Source organism: Nocardia sp. NPDC050793, from assembly GCF_040654065.1.
In the GTDB taxonomy this organism is placed as follows: Bacteria; Actinomycetota; Actinomycetes; order Mycobacteriales; family Mycobacteriaceae; genus Nocardia.
On record NZ_JBFAHG010000004.1, the window covers coordinates 242,483 to 264,369 of the forward strand.

At 69.7% G+C, this 21,887-nt stretch carries 19 protein-coding genes; 11 read left to right on the forward strand and 8 right to left on the reverse strand.

The annotated features are described in order from the left end of the window. The first annotated feature begins 83 nt into the window (after nucleotides 1-83). The 4 genes from AB0H50_RS15670 (at nucleotide 84) to AB0H50_RS15685 (ending at nucleotide 6,098) form a co-directional block, all read left to right on the forward strand. Nucleotides 84-854, forward strand: a complete 771-nt coding sequence (locus tag AB0H50_RS15670; protein WP_357452199.1) for a hypothetical protein — start codon at nucleotides 84-86, stop codon at nucleotides 852-854. After that, nucleotides 851-2,998 carry an Rv1355c family protein gene (locus tag AB0H50_RS15675; protein ID WP_357452202.1) on the forward strand — a complete coding sequence of 716 codons (2,148 nt, stop codon included), beginning with the start codon at nucleotides 851-853 and terminating at the stop codon, nucleotides 2,996-2,998. Before AB0H50_RS15670 ends, AB0H50_RS15675 begins: the two co-directional genes overlap by 4 nt. 67 nt (nucleotides 2,999-3,065) lie before the next feature. Beyond that, nucleotides 3,066-4,883, forward strand: a complete 1,818-nt coding sequence (locus AB0H50_RS15680; RefSeq protein ID WP_357453397.1) for an EAL domain-containing protein — start codon at nucleotides 3,066-3,068, stop codon at nucleotides 4,881-4,883. 87 nt (nucleotides 4,884-4,970) lie between these two features. Then, nucleotides 4,971-6,098 carry a glycosyltransferase gene (locus AB0H50_RS15685; protein ID WP_357452204.1) on the forward strand — a complete coding sequence of 376 codons (1,128 nt, stop codon included), beginning with the start codon at nucleotides 4,971-4,973 and terminating at the stop codon, nucleotides 6,096-6,098. A 239-nt stretch (nucleotides 6,099-6,337) separates the two neighbouring features. On the opposite strand, the gene rsmI is transcribed toward AB0H50_RS15685, so the two are convergent. Further along, nucleotides 6,338-7,210, reverse strand: a complete 873-nt coding sequence (gene rsmI, locus AB0H50_RS15690) for a 16S rRNA (cytidine(1402)-2'-O)-methyltransferase (protein WP_357452207.1) — start codon at nucleotides 7,208-7,210, stop codon at nucleotides 6,338-6,340. A 356-nt stretch (nucleotides 7,211-7,566) separates the two neighbouring features. On the opposite strand from rsmI, the gene AB0H50_RS15695 reads away from it, so the two are divergent. Then, nucleotides 7,567-9,165: a phospholipid carrier-dependent glycosyltransferase gene (locus AB0H50_RS15695; RefSeq protein ID WP_357452210.1), complete on the forward strand. Its 1,599-nt coding sequence runs from the start codon at nucleotides 7,567-7,569 to the stop codon at nucleotides 9,163-9,165. A gap of 43 nt (nucleotides 9,166-9,208) precedes the next feature. On the opposite strand, the gene AB0H50_RS15700 is transcribed toward AB0H50_RS15695, so the two are convergent. Together AB0H50_RS15700 and arcA are read right to left on the reverse strand one after the other, a co-directional pair. Beyond that, nucleotides 9,209-9,574: a GntR family transcriptional regulator gene (locus tag AB0H50_RS15700; protein WP_357452214.1), complete on the reverse strand. Its 366-nt coding sequence runs from the start codon at nucleotides 9,572-9,574 to the stop codon at nucleotides 9,209-9,211. Nucleotides 9,575-9,581: 7 nt separating this feature from the next. Then, nucleotides 9,582-10,877, reverse strand: a complete 1,296-nt coding sequence (gene arcA / locus AB0H50_RS15705; RefSeq protein ID WP_357452217.1) for an arginine deiminase — start codon at nucleotides 10,875-10,877, stop codon at nucleotides 9,582-9,584. Between the two features lie 125 nt (nucleotides 10,878-11,002). Here arcA and soxR point away from each other — a divergent pair, with 125 nt between their 5' ends. Next, nucleotides 11,003-11,488, forward strand: coding sequence for a redox-sensitive transcriptional activator SoxR (gene soxR / locus AB0H50_RS15710; protein ID WP_357452220.1), 486 nt, complete (start codon nucleotides 11,003-11,005; stop codon nucleotides 11,486-11,488). Between the two features lie 104 nt (nucleotides 11,489-11,592). Further along, nucleotides 11,593-12,345, forward strand: coding sequence for an isocitrate lyase/phosphoenolpyruvate mutase family protein (locus tag AB0H50_RS15715; protein ID WP_357452223.1), 753 nt, complete (start codon nucleotides 11,593-11,595; stop codon nucleotides 12,343-12,345). A gap of 141 nt (nucleotides 12,346-12,486) precedes the next feature. On the opposite strand, the gene metG is transcribed toward AB0H50_RS15715, so the two are convergent. Then, nucleotides 12,487-14,085 carry a methionine--tRNA ligase gene (metG, locus tag AB0H50_RS15720; protein ID WP_357452226.1) on the reverse strand — a complete coding sequence of 533 codons (1,599 nt, stop codon included), beginning with the start codon at nucleotides 14,083-14,085 and terminating at the stop codon, nucleotides 12,487-12,489. Nucleotides 14,086-14,156: 71 nt separating this feature from the next. On the opposite strand from metG, the gene AB0H50_RS15725 reads away from it, so the two are divergent. From AB0H50_RS15725 to rsmA, 4 genes are all read left to right on the forward strand, one after another. After that, nucleotides 14,157-14,987, forward strand: coding sequence for a TatD family hydrolase (locus AB0H50_RS15725; protein WP_357452229.1), 831 nt, complete (start codon nucleotides 14,157-14,159; stop codon nucleotides 14,985-14,987). 226 nt (nucleotides 14,988-15,213) lie between these two features. After that, nucleotides 15,214-16,341: a transglycosylase family protein gene (locus AB0H50_RS15730; protein WP_357452232.1), complete on the forward strand. Its 1,128-nt coding sequence runs from the start codon at nucleotides 15,214-15,216 to the stop codon at nucleotides 16,339-16,341. A gap of 45 nt (nucleotides 16,342-16,386) precedes the next feature. Then, entirely contained in the window at nucleotides 16,387-16,518 is a 132-nt protein-coding gene (locus AB0H50_RS15735) for a hypothetical protein (RefSeq protein ID WP_357452235.1), read from the forward strand. 157 nt (nucleotides 16,519-16,675) lie between these two features. Further along, nucleotides 16,676-17,557 carry a 16S rRNA (adenine(1518)-N(6)/adenine(1519)-N(6))-dimethyltransferase RsmA gene (gene rsmA, locus AB0H50_RS15740; RefSeq protein ID WP_357452238.1) on the forward strand — a complete coding sequence of 294 codons (882 nt, stop codon included), beginning with the start codon at nucleotides 16,676-16,678 and terminating at the stop codon, nucleotides 17,555-17,557. 188 nt (nucleotides 17,558-17,745) lie between these two features. Here the strand turns inward: rsmA and AB0H50_RS15745 are convergent, their stop codons facing one another. The 4 genes from AB0H50_RS15745 to AB0H50_RS15760 all read right to left on the reverse strand — a co-directional run bounded on the left by AB0H50_RS15745 (nucleotide 17,746) and on the right by AB0H50_RS15760 (nucleotide 21,887). Next, nucleotides 17,746-20,082 carry a heavy metal translocating P-type ATPase gene (locus AB0H50_RS15745; protein WP_357452241.1) on the reverse strand — a complete coding sequence of 779 codons (2,337 nt, stop codon included), beginning with the start codon at nucleotides 20,080-20,082 and terminating at the stop codon, nucleotides 17,746-17,748. Then, nucleotides 20,079-20,978, reverse strand: a complete 900-nt coding sequence (locus tag AB0H50_RS15750; RefSeq protein ID WP_357452244.1) for a hypothetical protein — start codon at nucleotides 20,976-20,978, stop codon at nucleotides 20,079-20,081. The genes AB0H50_RS15745 and AB0H50_RS15750 overlap by 4 nt, the downstream gene beginning before the upstream one ends. After that, nucleotides 20,978-21,184: a copper ion binding protein gene (locus AB0H50_RS15755; protein ID WP_357401287.1), complete on the reverse strand. Its 207-nt coding sequence runs from the start codon at nucleotides 21,182-21,184 to the stop codon at nucleotides 20,978-20,980. The genes AB0H50_RS15750 and AB0H50_RS15755 overlap by 1 nt, the downstream gene beginning before the upstream one ends. A 106-nt stretch (nucleotides 21,185-21,290) precedes the next feature. After that, on the reverse strand, nucleotides 21,291-21,887 hold the full coding sequence (locus tag AB0H50_RS15760; protein ID WP_357452247.1) for a TetR/AcrR family transcriptional regulator: 597 nt from the start codon (nucleotides 21,885-21,887) through the stop codon (nucleotides 21,291-21,293).

The following is a 21,887-nucleotide window of genomic DNA, read 5'->3' on the forward strand; positions in this document are numbered from 1 at the left end:
CCCGTAGCGCTCGGCGGCGGGAGAGTCTGTCACCCCGGCTCGAAGATCGCGCGCGGGCGCGGTAGCAACGGAGTAGGAACACCATGGCTGTCGAAACAGTCGCAGTCGGCGCTGTCGGAGCGTGCGATGCCGAGGTGTTGCGGTTTCGCGACATGCATTCCGGTTATGTCTTCCATGTGGCTCCACCGGGCGCGCATCCTGATCTGTGGCGACGCTATCTGCGCGGTGCGCTGCGGGTTTACCGGCACTACGAAGTAGAACCGGCATTGGAATACGAGAAAGTCTCCGACGGACGCTCGACGTCGCTGTTCTTCGCGGCCGTCGATCCCTCGGGCGAGGTTGTCGCCGGTCTGCGAGCTCAGGGCCCCTATCTGCTCGAGGACGAAGTGCACGGGCTCGGCGCATGGGCCGGACGCCCCGGTGAGGCCCACCTTCGCGCGATGATCGCCGATCGGATCCACCAGGGCATCGTCGAGGTCAAGGCGGTCTGGGTGACTCGCGATGGCATCGCGCACCGCGCCCAGCTGGGCGCCGCGATCTCCCGCTGCGTGGTGCACGCGGCTTGGCTGCTCGGCGCGCGATTCGGCTTCGTCACCGCCGCGGCGCACACCGCCCGCCTGTACGAATCCAGCGGCGGCCGGATCGCCGTCGGCGTGCCCGCCGTGCCGTATCCGGACGACCGGTATCGCACCGTCCCGTTCTGGTGGGACACCCACGCGTGCCGGACCAGTGCCACCAAGCTGCAGGGCTCGCTGCTGGCGCTCGAACGCGCGGCGCTCGGCGCCTGGTTCACCAGGGCGCGCCGACCGGCCACCGCGGGCGACGCCCGCATTGGGGGACTGGCGCAAGCATGAACGGTGACCCTGGTCCCGGTGCGGACTATCGGCCGCTGATCCTCGACGAGACGGTGCCGGACGAAGCGTCCGTCCTCGCACAACTGCGAAAGTCACCGATGATCCGCATCGTCGACCTGCGCGACGTATTGCGCGCCGAGCTCGACAAGGTACACAACCCACCCGACGACGTCGGCGGACCGGAAACGGACCGATGGGTCTACTACCCGTGGCGGCGCACGCTGACCGGGTTGCCCGGCGAACGGACCTACCGCGCGATCCGGCTCGATCGCAACCGCAACAAGGTGACCCGCGCCGAACAGCGGCGGCTCGCGGGTCTGGCCGTCGGGGTGGTCGGGCAGAGCGTCGGTCACGCCATCGCGCACACCCTCGCCATGGAGGGTTCCTGCGGGCTGCTGCGGCTGGCGGACTTCGACGACATCGAGCTGTCGAACCTGAATCGGGTGCCGGGCAATGTCTTCGACATTGGCGTGAACAAATCGATCGTGACGGCCCGCCGGATCGCCGAGCTCGATCCGTATCTGCCGGTCGAGGTGTACACCGCAGGCGTCGACGAGCACACGGTGGACGAGTTCCTGCACGGGCTGTCGATCGTCGTCGAGGAATGCGACTCGCTCGACGTCAAGTTCGCCGTCCGCCAAGGCGCGCGCAGGCACCGGCTGCCACTGCTGATGGACACCAGCGACCGAGGTCTCTTCGATGTCGAACGCTACGACCTTGAGCCGGAGCGGCCGCCGTTTCACGGACTGCTCGGCCCGACCACCGCCGCCGACCTGCGCGGGTTGTCGACCAAGGAGAAGGCGCCGCACGTGATGCGGATCCTGGATCCGAAGGAGCTGTCCGCGCGAATGGCCGCGAGCCTGGTCGAGATCGACGAGACCGTCACCACCTGGCCGCAGCTCGCGGGCGACGTGCAGCTGGGCGCGGCCATCGTCGCCACGGCGGTGCGCCGCATCGGCCTCGGCTACAAGCTCTCCTCCGGGCGCACCAGGATCGATCTGGAGCGCGGTCTCGACGGGCTCGCCGAGCCCGAGCCCGAGGACGTGGCCTGGGACGCGGAGCCCGATACCGCTCCGGCGCCGACCGGGCCCGCGCGGGCGAACGTGCTCGAATGCGCGCAGCGCGCGCCGTCGGGCGGCAACACCCAGCCCTGGCAGCTGCGGATGGAACACGACGCGATGCGCATCGATCTCGCGCGCAACCGGACATCGGCGCTGGACATCGGCTACCGCGGCAGCGCGGTCGCGATCGGCGCCGCACTGCACAATGCCCGCGCGGCCGCCGCTGCGCACGGCATCCTCGGCGATCACCACCTGATCGAGGACGACACCACCGCGCTCACCGTGCTGCTCGAATTCGGCGCGGGCTCCGACCCGTTGCTGGCCCGCGACTATCCGGCGGCGCTGGCGCGCGACACCAATCGCAAACTCGGCACCGGTGAGCCGCTCGGCGACGCCGTGCTGGCCGGCCTCGCCGCGGCCGCCGCGGCGGAGGGCGGCGCGGTGCATGCGATCACCGGTCGCCCCGAGCTGTCCGAAGCGGCCGTGCTGATCGGCGAATCCGACCGCATCCGTCACCTCACCCCGCGCCTGCACCAGGAGATGTACAGCGAACTGCGCTGGCCGGGTGAGGATCTGCGCACCGGCATCGACGTGCGCGCCATGGAGCTGGCTCCGGACGAACAGGCCAAGCTGCGGATCGGCGGACGCGCCGACGTGATGGCCAGATTGCACGAGTGGTCCGGCGGCGCCGCGCTGGGCGAGTACAGCCGCGATCGGGTGCTGTCGAGCTCGGCTCTCGTCGCGGTGACGCTGCCGTGCCGACCCGGGCCCTACGGTGCGAGTCTGACCGATTACGCCACGGCGGGCGCGGCTTTGCAGCGCGTCTGGCTGGAGGCCGGACGACGCGGTGTGGCCGTGCAACCGGTGTCGCCGGTGTTCCTTTACGCGCGGCACCCCGACGAGCTGATCGCGATTTCCCCGGATTTCGCGGATACACTAACGTCACTTCAGGGCCGTTTCCTGGACCTGCTGGGAGTGCCTGGACATGAGATCATGGCATTGGTGCTTCGCCTGAGCTACGCGGCAGCAGCCACGGTCCGCAGCAGGCGGCTTCCAGTGCCGGGTGCGGGCGACCGCAGCTAGCACGATCGGAGACAAGGTGCCTCGGCGAACGCTCGACTCACTGGTGACGCAAGTCGCCGCCGAGTTGATGGGCGTCGACGCCACGACCATGGTGGCGGCGAGCGAACGCGTGCTGTCCAGATTGGTCGAGCATTTCGACGTCGACTTCAGCTACCTGCGCCACACCGACCGGGAACGGCGCGCCACCGTGCTCATCGCGGAGTGGCCGCACCGCGGCGACATCCCCGACCCCGATCCGCTGAAGGTGGTCCAGTTCGAGAACGCCGACTCGGTGTTCCGTGAGCTCGAGTTCGCCACCGAGCCGATCATCGTGCGCCCCGACGTCAAGTCCGCCGACTACCAGGAGACGATCCGGCGCTCCTCCGGAATTCCGCGGGTGGCGATGGCCTGCGTGCCGCTCATCTCGCGCGGCGAATCCACCGGCGTACTCGGCTTCATCAAACAGGGCGACCGAGATTGGAGCACCAGGGAACTCAACGTGCTCAAGGCGATCGCCGCCTTGTTCGCCCAGGTGCAGGCGCGCGTGGTGGCCGAGGAGCGGCTGCGCTACATCGCGCTGCACGATGATCTGACGGGCCTGGCGAACCGGCGCGCGCTGCTCGAGCACATGGAGGACCGATTACGCCCCGGCAATCCGGGGCCGGTCGCGGCGTTCTTCCTCGACCTGGACCGGTTGAAGGCGCTCAACGACTTTCTCGGACACACCGCGGGCGACAATTTCATCCGCACGCTCTCCTCGCGCCTGCGCGAGAATCTGGACGCCAACGACATGATCGCCCGCCTCGGCGGCGACGAATTCGTCATAGTGCCCGCCAAACCCATGGACGCCGTCACCGCCGAGCTGGAAGCGACCAGGATCCAGCAGCTCATCGGCCGCCGCGTCACCGTCGGCGGCGAATCGGTGAGTCGCGGCGCGAGCGTCGGTGTGGCGGTTGGCATCCCAGGCGAGACCACGGTGGCCGACGTGCTGCGCCGCGCCGATCACGCGCTGCTGTCGGCCAAATCGGGCGGCGGCAACGGCGTTGCGGTGTTCACCGACGCCATGCGCGCCCAGTTCGAGCTGCAGGACGACGTCGAGCTGAACCTGCGCGGCGCGGTCTCCGACGGCTCGCTGCTGCTGCACTACCAGCCCGAGGTGGACCTGCGTACCGGGCGGATCGTCGCGCTCGAGGCGCTGGTGCGCTGGATGCATCCGACCAGGGGACTGCTGCCGCCCGGCGCGTTCGTCACCGTCGCGGAGGCGACGAATCTAGCGGGCGAGCTCGGCCGGTGGGTCATCCGCTCGGCCTGCGCGCAGTTCGCCGAATGGCGCCGCAGGGGTTTGGCCGCCAACGTGGTGATGCGCATCAACGTGTCGCCGGTGCAGTTGGTGAGTCTGGATTTCGTGGAGCGGATCGAGGACATCCTGCGGCTGTTCGGCATCGACGGCAGTTCGGTCTGCCTGGAGATCACCGAACACGTGGTCGTACAGGATCTGGCGCGCACCCAGGTGACGTTGCGCGGACTCAAGCGGATGGGCGTGCAGATCGCCATCGACGATTTCGGCACGGGCTACAGCTCGCTCTCGCACCTGAAGGCGCTGCCGGTCGACGCGGTGAAGATAGACCGCGGTTTCGTGCAGCGGCTCGGCGCGAGCACCGACGACCTGGCCATCGTGAAATCGATCATCGGCCTGGCCGGTTCGTTCGGGCTCGGCGTGGTCGGCGAGGGTGTCGAGACTGCGGTGGCCGCGCGGACCCTGGTCGGCCTCGGTTGCTACCGGGCACAGGGTTTTCTGATCGCGAGGCCGATGCCATCGGACCAGGTGGAATCGCATCTGGCGCTCGGCCGGATTCCGCTGGACCTGGACCTGCCCCGTGCCGCGCGCGGCGTGGCCAAGCACTGACCGCTTCCCCGGTTCTTTCACTGCTGTTCACCGGACGTTGAGCGCTACGGTGCCGGGGGTATCCGGTTGCGCTGCGACGATCGGCGGGTGCGCATCGTGCAGCTGGCGAACTTCTACGGTCCGCGGTCGGGTGGCCTGCGCACCGCCCTGCACCATCTGGGTGAGGGGTATGTGGCGGCGGGGCACGAGGTGGTGCTGATCGTGCCGGGACCGCGTCGCACCGAGGAGGTGCTGCCCGGTGGGGCGCTGCGAATCACCCTGCCCGCCTTGGCCATTCCCTGGACCGGCGGCTACCGCGCCGCCGACCCGCGCCGGGTCGCCGACGTGCTGACCGGCCTGCGGCCCGACGTGCTCGAGGTGTCGGACCGGCTCACGCTGCGCGGCTTCGGCCGCTGGGCGAGCAGGCGCGACGTGGCGAGCGTGATGATCTCGCACGAACGGCTCGACCGGCTGCTCGGTCAGGTCATGCCGGGCAGGCTGGCCCGTCGCTGCGCCGACATCGCCAACCGCCGCACCGCAGCTGAATACGACATCGTGGTCTGCACAACGGAATTCGCGCGCGCCGAGTTCCTGCGCATCGGCGCGCCGAATGTCGAGCTGGTCCCGCTCGGGGTGGATCTGGACCTGTTCAGCCCGCGCAGGCGCGACCGCAGGCTGCGTGCCGACCTCGCGGCGGCCGGGCATCCGCTCTTGGTGCACTGCGGGCGGCTCTCCGTGGAGAAGCGCGTCGACCGCAGCATCGAGGCGGTGGCGCAACTGCGCAAGGTGGGCACCGAGGCGCGTCTCGTCGTCGCGGGCGACGGCCCCCGCCGCGACGCGCTGGAACGGCGCGCCCGCGCGCTGCCGCCGCTGTCGAGCGGCCAGCCTGCGGTGCACTTCACCGGTTTCATCACCGACCGCGCGATGGTCGCCAAACTGCTTGCCACAGCGGATGTCTCGCTGGCGCCGGGCCCGCACGAGACCTTCGGGCTCGCTGCGCTGGAAGCGCTGGCCGCAGGCACGCCGGTGGTCGCGAGCCGGTCCTCGGCGCTGGCCGACATCGTCACCGCCGACTGCGGCGCCATCGCCGCCGATCATCCCGCCGCGTTCGCCGAGGCGGTCACCGACGTACTCGCCCTGCCCGCCGTCGCCCGCCGCCGCGCCGCCCGCAACCGCGCCGAACAATTCACCTGGCCCCGCGCTGTCGCAGGCATGCTCGCCGTCCTCGCGCGCTAGTCGCGTCCCACACAGGTTTCACACGCCTCACACAGCCGGTGCCTATGTGATGCCTCGAAAAGCTGTGTGGCAGCCAGGTGTACCGGCATCAAGAGGCCCTTGCAGGGGGTGAGTACGCCTCTCAGGGCGCGCAGCCGGTGTCTACCCGGCGCCTACAAACGCTGTGTGCCAGGGTGCACTGGCGCGTCGGTCGGGAGCCTTACAGCGGGTCGGTAGCGCAGCCGCTGATGGTCTGCGAACTAGTCGCGGGCGGCGAGGACGGCGTCGTACAGGGCGCGGCGCGAGACGTTGTTGGCGGTGGCTATGTGGGCGCAGGCGTCTTTCAAGCGCAGGCCTTGGGCGGTGAGGGCTTCGACCTCGGGCACGAGATCGGCGGGGTCGGTGGCTTTGGGCTGCGCGCCCTCCAGGACGACGGTGATCTCGCCGCGGGCGCTGTCGGCGGCCCACTCGGCGAGTTCGGCCAGGGTGCCGCGCACGACCTGCTCGTAGGTCTTGGTGAGTTCGCGGCAGACGGCGGCGCGGCGATCGGGTCCGAGCACCTCCACGGCATCGGCGAGACATTCGGCGAGCCGGTGTGGCGCCTCGAAGAAGACGCACGCGCGCGGTTCCTCGCGCAACGTGCGCAGCCATTCCTTGCGCGGACCCGGCTTGCGCGGCGGGAAGCCGTCGAAACAGAAGCGCTCGACGGGCAGCGCGGACAGGGCGAGCGCGGTGGTCACGGCCGACGGACCCGGCAGGCAGGTGACGGGCAGGTCGCGTTCGACGCAGGCCGCGACCATCCGATAACCGGGATCGCTCACCGAGGGCATGCCGGCGTCGGTGACCAGCAGCACCGTGCGCCCAGCCTCGATCTCGCCGAGCAGCGCTGGAACGCGGGTGGTTTCGACGTGGTCGTAGAAGCTCACCACCCGGCCGGTGATCTCGACGCCGAGCGCTTTGGCCAGCGCGCGGGTGCGGCGGGTGTCCTCGGCGGCGACCACGTCGGCGGACCCGAGAGCTTCGCGCAGGCGCTGGGACGCGTCACCGATATCGCCCATCGGCGTCGCCGCGAGCACCAGCCGCCCGCCCGCCGATCCTCGGCCCGCGTCCCCCGCAGTCGACTCGTCTGCCACCGCACTCCCGTCTCGCTCGGTACCCGGCAACCACCGGACACCAGAAGCCTAGTGGGCGCAGGTGGGCACAGTTGGACAGCTTGCGCATGGCTGGAGCGGAAGCGGAGGTGCGCCTGATGGCGCTGCCGGACATAGCCCGTCCATCACCTACGCCCGGCGGAGCCGACGCCCGGTGGCCGCCTGCGGGACGCGCTGTCCGTCGATAGCCTGCGCATGGCCCGAGCCAGGCGGCGGCATGCCATTGAGCGCTTGTAGGTGATCCGTCGTCGGTTTACGCACCGCCGGAGCCGACTCGCGGGTACGGGTACTTCGTACCGCTCAGTTTCGGGGGAGCGCGGTCCTAATACGATCGGGGCGTGACCCAGGTGACCTCCCGCGCGACCGTACCCGGGGCAGTGCCCACCTGGTCGAGTCCAGCGCCGCTCCGGCCGTCGCCCGATTTCGGCCCCCTCGACACGTTGCGGGGGTGGCTGGTCACTGCCGTTCTGACCGCGTTCGCTGCGGTGACTCGGTTCACCATGCTGAACTATCCGACCGACGCGGGAACGCCGGTCTTCGACGAGAAGCACTACGCGCCGCAGGCGTGGCAGATGCTCACCGGCGGCGGTGTGGAGGACAACCCCGGCTACGGCCTGGTGGTGCATCCGCCGGTCGGCAAGCAGATGATCGCGATCGGGGAGTTCCTGTTCGGCTACAACGGATGGGGCTGGCGGTTCACGGCGGCGCTCGCGGGCACCGTGCTGGTGCTGCTGGTGGTACGGATCGCGCGCAGGCTGGCCAGATCGACGCTGATCGGCGCGATCGCGGGCATCCTGACGATCGCCGACGGGCTGCTGTTCGTCTCCTCCCGCATCGGCATGCTCGACATCTTCATGGCGCTGTTCGTCACCGCGGCCTTCGGCTGCCTGGTGGTCGACCGGGACGAGCTGCGGGCCAGAATGGCGCTCGTCGACGCCGAGGGACGCATCGGTGCGACACCGTGGGGTCCGCGGCTCGGCGTGCGCTGGTGGCGTTTCGGCGCAGGCGTGCTGCTCGGGCTGGCGTGCGGCACCAAATGGTCCGGCATCTACTTCATCGCCGCGTTCGGCATCATGAGCGTCTGCTTCGACGTCGCCGCGCGCCGCGCGTACGGGGTGCGCAAGCCCTGGGTCGGCGCGGCGCTGCGCGATGTGGGCCCCGCGCTCTACGCGCTCGTGTTGATCCCGGTCGGGGTGTACCTGGCCACCTACTGGGCCTGGTTCGTCAGCGAGACCGGTGTGTACCGGTACTCGGTCGGCAATCAGGTGGGGTCGGGGGGAACATGGTCGTTCCTGCCCGACGCGCTGCGCTCGCTGTGGTTCTACAGCGGCGAGTCGCTGCACTTCCACGAAGGCCTGACCAACTCGGCGGGCAACCATCATCCGTGGGAGTCCAAGCCGTGGACCTGGCCGATGGGTCTGCGGCCGATGCTGTACTACTACGCCGACACCAACGTCACCGGTTGCGAGCAGGCGCAGTGCGTCAAGGCCGTGATGCTGATCGGCACCCCGGCGATCTGGTGGGTCGCCCTCCCGTTGCTCGCCTGGATGCTCTGGCGCAGCGTGGTCCGGCGCGACTGGCGCTATGCCGCGGTGCTCACCGGCTACGGCGCGGCGCTGCTGCCCTGGTTCCTGACCTTGGACCGGCAGATGTACTACTTCTACGCCGTGCCGCTCGCCCCGTTCCTGATGATCGGCCTCGCGCTGGCGCTGGGCGACGTCATGGGCCAGGCTCGACCGGTGCCGATACCGCGCAGCCCGTCGGGGACCTTCCTGCCCGCGGTCCCCAGCGAACGGCACAGTCTCGGGCTGCTCGCCGTCTGCCTCTACCTCGGCCTGGTGGTCGCGAACTTCATCTGGCTGTGGCCGATCCTGACGGCGCTGCCGATCACGCCGGGCAGCTGGCACGACCACCTCTGGCTGCCGAGCTGGCGTTAGACGAAGGTCCGCCCGCGCGGCGGACCCCGGCCTACGGCGTCGATCAGTGCCCGGTCTCCAGCGCGGATTTCACGTAGCGCAGGGCGGTTTCGTCGTCCAGGCCGAGCCGCCTGATGGCCGACACGTACGCGGTCGCGGCGCGTCCGGCCGCGTCGCGGGTGGGGTCACCGGAGGACGCGATGAACGAACCCTGCCTGCCCCTGGTCTCCAGCACGCCGTCGGCCTCCAGTTCGCGATAGGCGCGCGCGACGGTGTTGGGCGCCAGGCCCAGCTGGGCGGCCAGGGCGCGCACGGTGGGAATCTTCGTGCCCGCGGTCAGCTCGCCGGATCGCACCTGCGCGATGACCGCGAGCCGCAGCTGTTCGTACGGCGGGATGGGCGAATCGTGGCTGATCGTGACGGTGAACATAGGCGGCTCACACGTCGTCTCTGGCCAGCGGGCAGGACAGGCAACGCGGGCCGCCGCGCCCCGAGCCCAGTTCCGAGCCTGGGATCGGCAGCACCTCGATGCCCGCGTCCAGCAGCCGCGCGTTGGTCATCTCGTTGCGCTCGTAGGCGATCACGACGCCGGGCGCAACGGCGAGGGTGTTGTTGCCGTCGTCCCACTGCTCGCGCTCGGCGGTGACACCGTCGAGTCCGGTGTCGATCACCCGCAGCTTGCCGATGCCCATCGCCTCGGCCGCCGCAGGCAGGAACGGATCGGGTCCGCGCATCGTCACCCCGCCGCCGCCCTCGCGCACGGCGTAGTCGTCCTCGCGGTGAATCGTGAACGCGCGCAGCTCGTCTCGGACCGCCGGGTACATCACCACGGCGTCGGTGTCGACCATGGTGCACACCGTGTCCAGGTGCATGGTCGCGCGGGTCTGCGCGATCGGGACCACCAGCACGGTGTGCGCGAGGCCGTCGTCGAACAGGCTGCGCGCCAACGCTTCCGCACCGGCAGGCGAGGTTCGCTCGCCGACGCCGACGGCGACGACGCCGGGCGAGAGCAGCAGCACGTCGCCGCCTTCGATCGGCGCGGTATGTGATTCGTAGGCCCGCCGGACCCCGAGGAAGCGCGGGTGGAAGGCGTAGATGAGATCGGTCAGCGAGGTCTCCCGCATCCTGGCCGGCAGCGCGAGCGAGGTGATCGCGACGCGCGGGCCGACCCAGAACGAGGAGTCCCTGGTGAACAAAAGGTTGGGTAGCGGGTCGATGACGAAATCGGCGCCGTGGTGCATCCGCCGCACCAGGGAGGCGGCGTCGGGGCCGAACGGCAGCTCGTCGAAGGTCATGCCCGCCATCAGGATCTCGGCCAGTTCCTCGGCGGGTACCCCGCGCAGATGGGCGGCCAGCTCGTCGGCCAGTGCGTGGCCAAGCCTGCGCGCGTCGACGGCGGCGGAGATGCCCTGGATTCGCGCCGCGCCGCTGGCCGCGATGGTTTCGGCGAGCAGATCCGAGAGCAGCAGCACCTCGACGCCGCGGCCGAGCAGCACGTTCGCGAAGGTGTCGTGCTCCTGCTGGGCTCGCTCGACCCAGGGGATGCCGTCGAACAGCAGTTGATCGTTGTTGCGCGGGGTGAGCCTGCGCAGTTCGGCGCCGGGCCGATGCAACAAGACCGTGCGCAGCGCTCCTACCTCGGAAGTCACTCCGTAACGCGGTTCGTCGGCGCGGTCGGGCCCGCCCCCGCGCCTGTCCTTTTCGTGGTCGACGGGCACAGCGTCTGCTCCCATCCTCCGACCGTAGTTCGCGATCGGCGCAACGGTACGGAAATCGGCCCCCCAATGCCTTGGGGCGTCCGAATTCGTCCCCAGGACATCCTAACCTGAAGTATTGTTTAGGTGAATGGAGGAGCGTGATGTCGACAGCCGATTGGCGAGCAAAGGAACTGACCCCCGGGCAGCTGTCCGAGCGTAGCGGAGTAGCCGTCTCCGCGTTGCATTTCTACGAGCGCGAGGGGCTGATCACCAGCCGCCGCACGAGCGGGAATCAGCGCAGATACACCCGCGAGACGTTGCGCCGGGTCGCGTTCATCCGCATCTCGCAGCGGGTCGGCATTCCGCTCAGCGAAATACGGGAGGCGCTGGACAAACTGCCCGAGAGCCGCACTCCCACCCGGCGCGACTGGGAGACCCTCTCCACCGCGTGGCGGGAGGATCTCGACGATCGCATCAGTCAGCTGATCCGCCTGCGCGACAACCTGACCGGCTGCATCGGCTGCGGCTGCCTCTCACTCGGCAGCTGCAAACTGGTCAACGAGCGCGACCGGCTCGGTGACGAGGGACCCGGCGCCAGGGTGCTCGACACGCACCTCAACTGCCCGTCGAAACCGGCAGCCTGCTGAACTGGGCGCCGGCCCGGCGGATGACGAACTCGTCCGACCTGGGCCGCCGCCGGAATGGGGTGTGTCACACTGCGGCGGACCGGGGCGGGGTCCATGATCGGTGTATGACCACTTTGGAAAGCAAGGCAAAGGAACTGCTCGCGCTGCACCGTCCGGGCAATCCGGTCGTGCTGCCCACCGTGTGGGACGCATGGTCGGCGAATCTCGCTGTCGCCGCTGGCTTTTCGGCTCTCACCGTGGGCAGTCACCCGGTCGCCGACTCGATCGGGCGCGGGGACAACGAGGGCATGACCTTCGCCGAACTGCTGACTCGCGTCCGGCAGATCACCGACGCGGTGGACGTGCCGATCTCCGTCGACATCGAAGCCGGATACGGCCACGAGCCCGCCCAGCTGATCGAGGGCCTGCTCGACGTGGGCGCGGTCGGCCTGAACATCGAGGACACCGTGCACAGCGAGGGCGGTCGGCTGCGCGGCGACCAAGAGCACGCCGACTTCGTGCACGGGCTGCGCGAATTCGCCGACGCGGCGGGCGTGCACGTCGTGGTCAACGCCCGCACCGACCTGTTCCTCCGGCAGGTCGGCGACGAAGCCGATCGCATGGACCGGGCCATCGCCCGGCTGACGCTGGCCGCCTCCGCAGGCGCCGACGTGCTGTACCCCGTCGGGCGGCATTCCGACGCGGACATGCGCAGGCTGACCTCGGAGCTGCCGCTGCCGGTCAACGCGATCGGCCTGCCGGACAAGTCGGACCGCGCGGAACTCGCCGCGCAGGGCGTGGCGCGGATCAGCTTCGGCCCCTTCCTCCAGTTCGCGCTCGCGACCGAGGCCAACCGGCTGCTCGAACGCTGGAAGTGACGCGGAAATCCGTGCGCGGCGCGGTGATTCGTACGCGAATCACCGTGCCGACGGTCAGTGAGCACCGTGCCGACGGAGGTCGGTCGGTAGGCACCGTGCCGACGGAGGTCGGTCAGTGAGCACCGTGCCGACGCGGGTTTGTCAGTCTTTCTTCTCCACGTAGCGCGGGTACACCGGCTCCGGAGCGGGCAGCGGCACGCCCGGCACGAGCGGGGTCGCGAGGTCGGTGAAGGCGCGACCCTGCTGGGCAAGCAGGTCGAGGATCTTGGCCGCGGACCCTGGCAGCACCGGCTGCACCAGGATCGCGACGATGCGGACCACCTCGAGCGTCACGTACAGCACCGTCGCCATGCGGGCGAGATCTTCCTCGGTGCCCGACTTGCGCAGTGCCCACGGCGCCTGGGCCGAGAAGTACTTGTTGGTCTCGCCAAGGGTCAGCCAGATCGCCTCGAGCGCGAGATGCATCTGCTGGGCGTCGTATTCGGTGCGGCAGCGTTCCAGCAGACCGTTCGCGCGGTCGAGCAGCGCGCGGTCTTCCGCGGTGAACTCGCCCGGCGTCGGCACGGCGGCGTCGCAGTTCTTGTTCACCATCGTCAGGCTGCGCTGCACCAGGTTGCCGAACTCGTTGGCCAGGTCGCTGTTGATCCGGCCGACGATGGCGTCGTGGCTGTAGCTGCCGTCCTGCCCGTAGGAGATCTCGCGCAGCAGGAAGAAGCGCACCGCGTCGACGCCGTATTCGTCGACGAGCTCGAGCGGGTCGACCACATTGCCGACCGACTTCGACATCTTCTCGCCCTTGTTGTACAGGAAGCCGTGCACGAACACGCGTTTCGGCAGCTCCACCCCGGCCGACATCAGGAAGGCAGGCCAGTACACCGTGTGGAAGCGGGTGATGTCCTTGCCGATGATGTGCACGTCGGCGGGCCAGAATCGTTGGAACGCAGCCGATTCCGTGTCCGGGAAGCCGACGCCGGTGATGTAGTTGGTGAGCGCGTCCACCCAGACGTACATCACGTGGTCGGGGTGCTCGGGCACCGGCACGCCCCAGTCGAAGGTGGTCCGTGAGATGGACAGGTCCTTCAGGCCCTCCTTCACGTAGCTGACGATCTCGTTGCGACGTGTTGCGGGCGCGATGAATTCGGGGTGCTCCTCGTAGAGCGCGAGCAGCCGGTCCTGGTACTTCGACAGTCGGAAGAAGAAGTTGGACTCCTCGGTCCACTCCACCGGCGTGTTGGTCTCGGTGGAGACGCGGCTGCCGTCGTCGAGCAGCGTGGTCTCCGCCTCGGTGTAGAACGCCTCGTCGCGCACCGAGTACCAGCCCGAGTAGTTGTCCAGGTAGATGTCGCCATTGGCGAGCATCCGTTCCCAGATCGCGATGCTGGCCGCCTGGTGGTCGGCATCGGTGGTCCGGATGAACCGGTCGTAGGAGATGTCGAGCGTCTTGTCGAGCTGCTCGAAGACGTCGGAGTTGCGCGCGGCGAGCTCTTCCACCGGGATCCCCTCGGCGGTGGCGGCCTGCTGCATCTTCTGACCGTGCTCGTCGGTGCCGGTCATGAAGAACACGTCGTAGCCGTCGAGTCGCTTGAACCGGGCGATGGCGTCCGCCGAGATGTACTCGTAGGCATGCCCGATGTGCGGCGCACCGTTCGGGTAGGCGATGGCCGTGGTGATGTAGAAGGCGGGGCGTTCAGCTGCGCTCATGGTGTGTCTACTGTAATGCGCGTGCTTTCCGTCGCTCACGTGAATATGCCCGCAGGACCTGGCGGCCGCCCGGCGCGCACGGCGCAGCCGGGCGTCAGCAAGGCGAAGTCGTGAGCGCGGCGCGTCGTCCCGCGCCCGATCTGCCCGAGCCGCTCGCGCCGCTGGTGGACGCGCACACCCATCTGGACGCCTGCGGCGCCACGGACGCGGAGTCGACCGCCGCCATCGTGGACCGCGCCGCGTCGGTCGGCGTCGGCAAGGTGGTCACGGTCGCCGACGATCTCGCCGCCGCGCAGTGGGCCGTGCGTGCCGCGCACTGGGATCCGCGCGTCTACGCCGCGGTCGCGTTGCACCCCACCAGGGCCAACGCGCTGGACGACGCCGCAAAGGCGGAGCTGGAGCGGCTGGCGGTGGATCCGAGGGTCGTCGCGATCGGCGAGACCGGCCTCGACTACTACTGGCCGGGCAAGCTCGACGGCTGCGCCGACATAGAGACCCAGGTCGAGGGTTTCCGCTGGCACATCGAGTTGGCCAAGCGGGTGCGCAAGCCGCTGATGATCCACAACCGCGAGGCCGACCACGACCTGCTGACCGTCCTGCTGGACGAGGGCGCGCCGTCGACGGTGATCTTCCACTGCTTCTCCTCGGACGCCAACATGGCGCTGTCCTGCGTCGCCGAGGGGTACGTGCTCAGCTTCTCCGGCACGGTCAGTTTCAAGAACGCCCACGAGTTGCGCGAGGCCGCCAAGGTGGTGCCGGACGAGCAGATTCTGGTGGAGACCGACGCCCCGTATCTGACGCCGCACCCGTTCCGCGGCGCGCCGAACGAGTCGTACTGCCTGCCGTACACGGTGCGCGCGCTCGCCGACCTGCGCGAGCAGGATCCGCGCGAACTGGCCGAGATCACCACGGCGAACGCCCGGCGCGTCTACGGCATCTGAGGGCGTGGGCGCTCGCGTCTGAATGCACGGGCGCGGGCACCTGAGGGCGCGAGCGCGCGAATACCCGGGTGCGGGGACTGGAAACCCACTGTGTGGTCCAGGTCACTCGAGGTCACGAAGGCTGTTATCTACCTGCGGTGTCGATACCGTCTCGTGATCTGCTGTTCCCAAGGTGGCGACGGGATGTCTTGTCGAGGGGCGACCCCTTCGTTATCGTACTGTGACCATGTCGCCTTTGATGAGGATCAACCAGTCGCGTTCGCCGCTGCTGTACGCGGCGGTCGCGGCGCTGTTGCTGACGTTGATCGTCGGCGCTTCGATGGCGATCGTGAATCGCAAGACGGTGACGGTCGTCGTGGACGGCGAGCGGTCGATCCTGAACACCATGTCGCGCAACGTCGACGGCGTGCTGCGCGCGGCCGGTTTCGACCTGACCGATCGCGACTCGGTCCGGCCTGGCCGCGGCTCGGCCGTGACGGACGGCGCGACCATCGTGTTGAACCGGGCGCGCGCGGTCGCGCTGACCGTGGACGGCAAGTCCGAGACGGTGTGGACCACCGGCCTCACCGCGGGCGAGGCGCTCGCCCAGCTGAACATCCCCAGGGACAGCTACGTCTGGCCCTCCCGCGACGAGCGGCTGCCGCTGGACGGCGCGTCGCTGCGCATCGCGAGCCCGCGCTCGGTGTCGCTGCTCGACGGCATCGGTGCTCCGGTCGACGTGCGGCTCGCCGCACCGACCGTGGGCGAATTCCTCTCCGTCGCGGGCATTCCGCTCATCGAGCAGGACACCGTCGAGCCCGCGCCGAGCACCCCGCTGTCCGACGGCCTGCGAATCGTGGTCACCCGCAAGCGGATCGAGCGTCACACCGAGACGTTGCCGCTGGATCCGCCGGAGAACGTCATCGAAGACGAGACCATGAACATGAGTCGCACCGTCGTGGAGAACCCCGGCGTGCCCGGCATGCACGACGTCACCTTCGCGGTGACGATGGTCAACGGCCAGGAAGTCGACCGCAAGGCGATCGAGTCCGTGGTCTCCGTGCCCGCCCAGCCCAAGACCGTGCGCAAGGGCGCCAAGCCGGGCACCGAGGTGCCCGAGGTGCGCGACGGCCAGATCTGGGACGCGCTGGCCCGTTGCGAGTCCAATGGCAACTGGGCCATCAACACCGGCAACGGCTACTTCGGCGGCATCCAGTTCGACCAGAGCACCTGGGAGCGGCAGGGCGGTTTGCGTTACGCCCCGCGCGCCGACATGGCGACCCGCGAGGAGCAGATCGCCATCGCCGAGGTGACCAGGGCTCGGCAGGGCTGGGGCGCCTGGCCCGCCTGCACCAGCAGGCTCGGCCTCACCTGATCCACGCATCTCTACGCGGCGTCGTCCTGAGGTGGGCGGCGCCGGGTGCCCTCTCCGCTGCACCCGGCCTTGATCGCCCAGTTCGCCGCCAACGACGTCGACGCCCAGACCGCCCCTGGCGCCGGCCAGCACACCCAGTTGAGTCCAGCCATGTGGGCCGCCGTCGAATCTTCCTAGCCCGCATCGGCGAGAACCCCACCCAACGCTGACCCCGTCCGGTCCGTGAGCTTCGCGCACCGCGCCCACGCGGGCGCTGCGCGGCGCGGGCGAGGTCCGCGGCGTGCTCACCGGGAGGGTGGGCGCGCGGGATATGCCGGGTTGGTAGGTTTTGCGGGTGTCCGATGCCGATGTTTCTGCAAGGGGGAGTGCCGCGCTGTTGGGGCCTGCCGAGGTGCGGGTGCTCGCCGAGCGACTCGGAGTGCGGCCGACCAAGCAGCTCGGGCAGAACTTCGTGCACGACGCGAATACCGTGCGGCGGATCGTCGCGGCGGCGGGCGTCGGGCGCGCCGACACCGTGCTGGAGGTGGGGCCCGGCCTCGGCTCGCTGACGCTCGCGCTGCTGGACGTGGTGGATTCGGTGATCGCGGTCGAGATCGATCCGGTGCTCGCCGAGCATCTTCCGGTGACGGTCGCCGACCGTGCGCCGGAGCTGGCCGACCGGCTGCGGGTGGTGCATGCCGACGCGCTGCGGGTCGCCGCCGCCGACCTGCCCGCCGCGCCGACCGCGCTGGTGGCGAACCTGCCGTACAACGTCGCGGTGCCGGTGCTGCTGCACCTTCTCGCCGAATTGCCCAGCATCACAACCTCTCTGGTGATGGTGCAGGCCGAGGTGGCCGACCGCCTCGCGGCCGAGCCGGGCGGCCGGATCTACGGGGTGCCCAGCGTGAAGGCGGGATTCTTCGGCAAGGTGAGTCGCGCGGGCGCGGTCGGCACCCAGGTCTTCTGGCCGGTACCGCGAGTGGAATCGGGTCTGGTGCGCGTGCAGCGCTTCGCCGAGCCGCCCTGGCCGATGGACGACGAGCACCGCCGCGGCGTGTTCGAGGTGGTCGACGCGGCCTTCGCGCAACGCAGGAAGACGTTGCGGGCGGCGCTGTCCGGTTGGGCCGGATCGCCTGCCGAGGCCGAGCGGCGGTTGGTTGCCGCGGGTATCGATCCGACGGCGCGGGGCGAAACGCTGGATACCGCGGCCTTCGTCCGGCTGGCCGCGCAAAAGTAGCGGTCACTGTCCAACCGCTTACGACTGCGCGGGCGCGTCGTGGCACGCGCTGCTTGGTGGCAGTTGTTCGAGTGGATCGGTTGACTCAGCGGTCGCCTTCGCGGTCGGGAAGCTTTCGCGGCCGGTTACCGGCCAGGCCGAATAGGCGTCGGACGTGATCGGTGACTGCTGGCGGATTTTCCGATCGGTCAGCGGAAACGGCGTAGCCGCAGGCTGTTCGTGACGACGAAAACGCTGGAGAGGGCCATCGCCGCCCCGGCGAGCATCGGGTTGAGCAGGCCCGCGGCGGCCAGCGGTATGGCCGCGACGTTGTAGCCGAAAGCCCAGAACAGGTTGCCCTCGATGGTGCGCAGGGTGGCGCGGGACAGGCGGATCGCGGTGGCGACGGCACGCAGGTCGTCGCGCACCAGCACGATATCGCCCGCTTCCGCGGCGATGTCCGTGCCGCCGCCCATGGCAAGGCCCAGATCGGCGACGGCCAGGGCGGGCGCGTCGTTCACGCCGTCGCCGACCATGGCGACCACCCGGCCACGGTCCTGGAATTCGCGGACCGCGCGCAGTTTGTCGTCGGGCAGCACCTCGGCGATGACCTCATCGATGCCGACGCGGTCGGCGACCGAACGGGCCGTCGTCGCGTTGTCGCCGGTGAGCAGTACCGGAGTGAGGCCGAGGGCGCGCAGGTCGGCGATCGCGGCGGCACTCGTCGGTTTCACCGCATCGGCCAGCACCAGGACCCCGCGCGCCGCGCCATCCCAGGCGACGGCGATCGCGGTCGCGCCGTCGCGCTCGGCGTTCTCCTTCGCAACGGCGAGGCGCTGGGAGAGGACGACGCCGCGTTCGGCCAGCAGTTCCGCGCGGCCGATCACCACGTCCCGCCCGTCGACCAGCCCGCACACGCCCTTACCGCCATGACTCGTGAACCGCTGCACCGGCGCCGGGCGTAACCCGCGTTCACGCGCACCCGCCACCACCGCGCGCGCAATGGGATGCTCGGAGCCGTGCTCCACGGCCGCCGCCAGCGCGAGCAATTCGTCGGCGGGAGAGCGCCGTTCGTCGGGGCGCGTGTGCGGTTCGTTGGCGCGCGGCCGTGCGGCTGAGGCATGTGAATCAACCGGCGCGGATCGTTCGCCGGTGCCCGCGATCACTTCGTCTGGGCGTTCGTCCGCGATCACCCCGACCAGCGTCATCCGACCGGTCGTGACGGTCCCGGTCTTGTCCAACACCACCGTGTCGATGCGTCGCGTCGACTCCAGCACCTGCGGGCCCTTGATCAGGATCCCTAGTTGCGCCCCGCGCCCGGCGCCGACGAGCAGTGCGGTCGGTGTGGCCAGGCCGAGGGCGCACGGGCAGGCGATGATCAGTACCGCGACCGCGGCGCCGCACGCCACCGCTGTCGGTGCGCCGGTGATCAGCCAGTAGGCCAGCGTGAGGCCCGCGATCACGAAGACGATCGGCACGAAGACCCCCGCCACGCGGTCGGCGAGCCGCTGCACAGGGGCCTTTCCGTTCTGCGCCTCCTCGACCAGCGCCGCCATCCGGGCCAGCTGAGTGTCGGAGCCGACCCGGGTGGCGCGCACGGTGAGCAGACCGCCGGTGTTCACCGTCGCGCCGATCACCGGGTCGCCGGGGCCGACGTCCACCGGCAGCGACTCGCCGGTCAGCAGGCTCTGGTCCACGGCCGAATCGCCCTCCACCACAACGCCATCGGTGGCGATCTTCGCGCCGGGCCGCACCAGGAACCGATCGCCGACGCGCAGTGCGTCGATGGGCACGAGCACCTCGGTATCGCCGCGCAGCACCGAGACCTCCTTGGCGCCGAGTTCGATCAGGGCGCGCAGCGCGGAACCGGCGCGGTCCTTGGCCCGCGTCTCGGCGTAGCGCCCGGCCAGGATGAACACGATGACACCCGCGGCCACCTCGAAATACACGTTGGACGCGGCGTCGGCACGGGCGATGCCGAGGCTGAACGAGTGCTTCATGCCCGCCATCCCGGCGTGCCCGAAGAACAGCGCGTACACCGACCAGCTGAACGCGGCGAGCGTGCCGACCGAGATCAGCGTGTCCATTGTGGCGGTGCCGTGCCTGGCGTTGATCAGGGCGGCGCGATGGAATTCGTACCCGCCCCAGCACACCACTGGCGCGGCGAGGGTCAGCGAAAGCCATTGCCAGTTCTCGAATTGCAGCGCAGGGATCATCGCCATGGCGATCACCGGCACGGCCAGCGCCAAGCTGACGAGCAGGCGGTGGCGCAGTGCGGCGAGTTCCGCGTCGTGGGACCGGTCGGCTTCGGTCGCGGGCGGCTCGGGCAGGTGCGCCGTGTAACCCGCGTTTTCGATCGCGGCGATCAGTTGATCAGCCGAAACAGACTGTGGATAGCGAATTTTTGCCTTCGCCGTCGCGAAATTCACGGTGGCCGTGACGCCGTCGAGCCTGCCCAGTTTCTTTTCGATGCGCGCGGCGCAGGACGCGCAGGTCATGCCGCCGATCTCGAGTTCGAGAGCGGCATGGCCCGCGGTCGCGGTCATCGGTGTTCGCCACCCGAATGGTGTCCGCCGCCGGATGTGGATGGCGCTGTGGAGAGCTGCTCGAATTCGAGGGTGAATTCGGCGGTGTGCACCGAACCGCCGTGCGCGAATTCGAAATACAGCCGGTAGGGCCCCGGCACGGGCGGCTCGACGTGGAACGCGACTTCCGGGCCCGGACTCGTCCGGCCTACCTCGCCCTGCGGATGCGCGTGCAGGTAGGCGAGGGACGGCGCGTGCAGGCCGACGAGATGCGCGTAGGCCCCGAGGTACGGCTCGAGATCGGTGACGGGCCGACCGTCGCGGGTCACGGTGAACCGCAGGTCGCCGGAGTCACGCTGCAACCGGACCTGGTAGCCGTCCACCGAAGCGGTCTCGGCGGCGGGCGGCAGCGGCCGCGCGACCGCGTCCCCGGCGACCGTGACGGTCCGGCTCAGCACCAGACCGCCCGATCCGACGCCCGTCTCCGGCGCGAAGTCGGCGAAGACCCGGTACGTCCCCGGTGCGGGCCAAGTCCAATCGACCGACCAGGTGCCGTCGGCCGCCATCGTCGGATGCGTGTGCCGGTACTCGGCGCCGTCCGACCGGGCGACGACGAGATGCAGGGGCTTCTCGTGCCGGACGGCGAATCGGGTGACCGGCGCGCCATCGGGACCGGTGATGCGGAAGCGCAGGAGACCGGCGCGGTTCGGCGACGCAGGGGCGCTCAGGTCGGCGAGGGTGTAGCCGGACTCGGAGTCCGACAACCCGGTCGACCGGTACGACCCGTCGTGGACGACGCCGCTGTGCTCGACGCCCCGCTCGGACGGATCGCCCACCAGGGCGCCGATTCCGAGCGCTGCGCCGAGCAACACGACGAGCCCGCCACCGAACGCGGCGAACCGCAGCCGATCCCGCATCAGACGGCGACCTCGTACCCCGCCTCGTCGACCGCGGCGGCCACATCCGCGTCGGCCAGCGGCGCGGCGCTGTCCACGCGCACGGCCCCGGTCGCGAGATCGACGTCGACGCTGGTGACGCCGTCGATCTTGCCGATCTCCGTCTTGACAGAGCTGACGCAGTGCCCGCAGGTCATTCCCTTGACGGTGTAAGTGGTGGTGGCCATCTCCAACTCCTTCGCTCGCTGCAATCATACGGTGCCGGGGTATCTCCGACGAATGTGAACATACCCCCTATGGGTATGCGTGCGCAAGCAGTTCGACCCGGCTCGTTCAGTCGGCGGGCCACGCCAGCATTGCCAGTTCCGCCACCCGTTCCAGTTCGTCCCGGCTCGCTCCGTCACGTGCCGCCTGCGACATCCCCTGTAGGACCGTTGCCACGTAGCGCGCCAGGGTCGCGGCGTCGGTGTCGGCGGGCAGCTCTCCCGCGTCGATGTCGGCCTGGATGCGCGCGGCGAACGTGGCGACGTTGCGATTGCGCAGTCCGCGAAGGAATTCGGCGACCTCCGCGTTGGTGGTGTTGACGGCCGCGCTGATCACCAGGCATCCCGCGGGCCTGCCGGGTGCGGTGTACTCGGCGGCCGCCTCGCGCAGGATCCGGCGGGTCATCGCGGTCGCCGTCGGCTCCTCGGTGATGGCGCGGGTGGTGAAGTCGCCGTAGCTGTCGCCGTAGATCGCCACGGCCTCGGCGAAGAGCTTCGTCTTGTCGCCGAACGCCGCGTACAAGCTCGGTGGGCCGATGCCGAGTTCCTTGGTCAGGTCTCCGATCGAGGTGGCCTCGTAGCCGCGTTCCCAGAACAGGCGTAGCGCCTTGTCCAGCGCTGCTTCTCGGTCGAAGGAACGTGGTCGGCCCCGGGGCGCTGTGCTCAT